Origin of the sequence: Myxococcus vastator (genome assembly GCF_010894475.1) — a bacterium.
Taxonomy (GTDB): domain Bacteria; phylum Myxococcota; class Myxococcia; order Myxococcales; family Myxococcaceae; genus Myxococcus; species Myxococcus vastator.
In genome coordinates, this window is record NZ_JAAIYB010000762.1 from 1 (window position 1) to 2,078 (window position 2,078).

The following is a 2,078-nucleotide window of genomic DNA, read 5'->3' on the forward strand; positions in this document are numbered from 1 at the left end:
CCCCGTGCCCTTCCCCCCCTCCAAGCGTCCTCCTCGTCACTGCGCGCTGTGTGGCCATCCGGAGCTGACGGACACCCGCGGGCTCGGCCGTTTCCTGCTCGTCGCGGACCCGCATGGCCGCGGCCCCATCTGCCCCTCCCAGCGCGGATGCCGCGGCGGCAAGCGCGAGGCGCTGGAGCCATCCCCGCTGACGCAGCCAGCCCGGTGAGCTAATCAGGACCTCTGCCGGGCCCTGTCCCGCGGAGGTGCCATGCCGCTCGCCCCATTCCGAATCCTGTCCCTGTCCCTGCTGACCGTGCTTGGCGCGGGCTGTGCGTCCCAGACGCGCATGCCGCCCGAGGCGCGGACCTCCCTCCACCAGACGCTCTCCGGCCCGGAGGCGGAGCAGTACCTCCGCGTCTCCAGCAACGTCACGCCGCTCTTCGGTGACGCCTCCAAGCGCCTGCTGACGCCCTACGCGCCCGAGGACGTCCGGCTGCTCGACGACACGAAGGGCACCCCCATCAACCCAGGCGCCGTGGAGCGCGTGCTCCCCGCCGGGACGAAGGTGCGCATCACCCGCGTGGAGTTCCCCACCTCCTGGGTCATCACCGAGCGCGTCCTCTACAGCCCGCGCGCCTGGCCCTGGGTGTACCTCACGGAGGCCGGCGCGCCGGCCAACGCGCCGCCGCTCATCCTGGTGATGCCGCCCAACCTGGACCGTCCGGAGGACTTCCGCACGGAGCTGGAGAAGTACCTGTCCGCGCGGGACTTGAAGCCCACCCTGGACGCGCTCCCCCCCGCGGTGCAGGAGGCCGTGCGCGAGAAGCGCCTGGTGGCCAACATGTCCGCGGACGCCGCGCGCATGGCCTGGGGCCCGCCGGAGACGGTGCGGCGCTCCCTGGAAGGCACGGCCAGGAACGAGGAGTGGATCTACCCCGGTGGCCGCCGCCGCGCCTTCTTCACGGACGGACGCCTCGCGCGCGCCGAGGAAGGCGGCGACCCGGTCGCCCCCTGAGCGGACCGCGGTGAGCGCCGGCTAGCGACGGCGGCGCTTGCCACCACCGCCGCGGCCACCACCCCCGGACTTGCGCGCCGCCTGGGCTTCACCCGGGCGCGTGAGCCGGGGAAGGTCACCGGCCATCACCGGCCAGAAATCCCCCTTCAGCAGCTCGGCCACCAGCTCGGCCTGCGTCTGCACCGGCCGCTTGAAGAGCGTGGCGCCCCGGCCGACCTCGTCGAGCGAGCCCCGGGCGTCGCTGCCTCCGACACAGGGGAGCTTCAGCGCCGCCGCGGCCTCCACGGCCAGGTCATTGGACGTCTGCTTCACCCGGGCGTTGTAGCCCTCCACGGCGCTCAGCACGCTGAGGGAGCGGATGAAGTCCATGGCCGGGTTCTGTGAGTCCCGGTCATAGGGCCGCGCGGCGATGATGGCGGCGCCCAGGGCCTTCACCTTGGGAAGACACTCGGCGGCGCTCCACGGCTTCTCGCGGTTGCTGCCCCACATCTGCACCGGCTCCGGGGCCAGCTCCGGCTTCGGGAAGAAGCACAGGTACTGTCCACGGTCCGTCACCAGCTCCAGCCCGACGAAGACCTTCAGCTTCGACTTCGCGCCGATCTCGAAGAGCTCGTCGCAGCCGTCCTGGGTGTTCGTCTCGGTGAAGGCCACCCCGTCCAGGCCGAACAAGGCGGCCCGCTCCAGCACGGCGCGAGGGTCCAGCTCGCAACCCTTGGACAGGTGGGAATGGGCGTGCAGGTCGATGAGCATGGGCGCTGCTCCCTAACAGGCTCCCCCGAGCCCTGTCGAGCCTGCAACGCCCTGCCCCCGGCTCAGGCGAACGCGTAGGACTGGAAGGTGCCCTGGGTGGCCTGGGTGTTCTTCTCCTCGTAGGTGCGGATGAGGTACCCCATCAGCATCAGCGAGGACGTGTTCTCCAGCACCCGGGACGGGTCCTTGGAGATGAGATTCGCGCTGTAATTGAGGAAGAACTGGGCCAGCTCTTCACCTGCTTCCTTGACGATGAGCGCATTCAGCGCGGAGGGCTCCATCGTCCGGATGGTGTTGATGAAGTCTACGGCCAGGTCCTTCTTGGTCCTGT

Annotated in this window: 3 protein-coding genes and 1 pseudogene; 2 read left to right on the top strand and 2 right to left on the bottom strand. The window is 70.5% G+C overall.

The window, feature by feature from the left end; translation table 11 throughout:
• A partial coding sequence (locus G4D87_RS39100) for a hypothetical protein (RefSeq protein WP_240358918.1) occupies nt 1–208 on the top strand: 208 nt, incomplete at its 5' end.
• Between the two features lie 42 nt (nt 209–250).
• Nucleotides 251–997, top strand: a complete 747-nt coding sequence (locus G4D87_RS36985; RefSeq protein WP_163787476.1) for a hypothetical protein — start codon at nt 251–253, stop codon at nt 995–997.
• Nucleotides 998–1,018: 21 nt separating this feature from the next.
• Here the strand turns inward: G4D87_RS36985 and G4D87_RS36990 are convergent, their stop codons facing one another.
• Nucleotides 1,019–1,747, bottom strand: a complete 729-nt coding sequence (locus tag G4D87_RS36990; RefSeq protein WP_163787477.1) for a PHP-associated domain-containing protein — start codon at nt 1,745–1,747, stop codon at nt 1,019–1,021.
• Between the two features lie 62 nt (nt 1,748–1,809).
• Nucleotides 1,810–2,078 (bottom strand): annotated as a pseudogene (locus G4D87_RS36995) (hypothetical protein); the annotation flags it as partial.

What these genes read in the sequence shown, in the direction of transcription:
- G4D87_RS36985 (WP_163787476.1), top strand. Translation starts at nt 251, where the DNA reads ATGCCGCTCGCCCCATTCCGAATCCTGTCCCTGTCCCTGCTGACCGTG.
- G4D87_RS36990 (WP_163787477.1), bottom strand. Translation starts at nt 1,747, where the DNA reads ATGCTCATCGACCTGCACGCCCATTCCCACCTGTCCAAGGGTTGCGAG.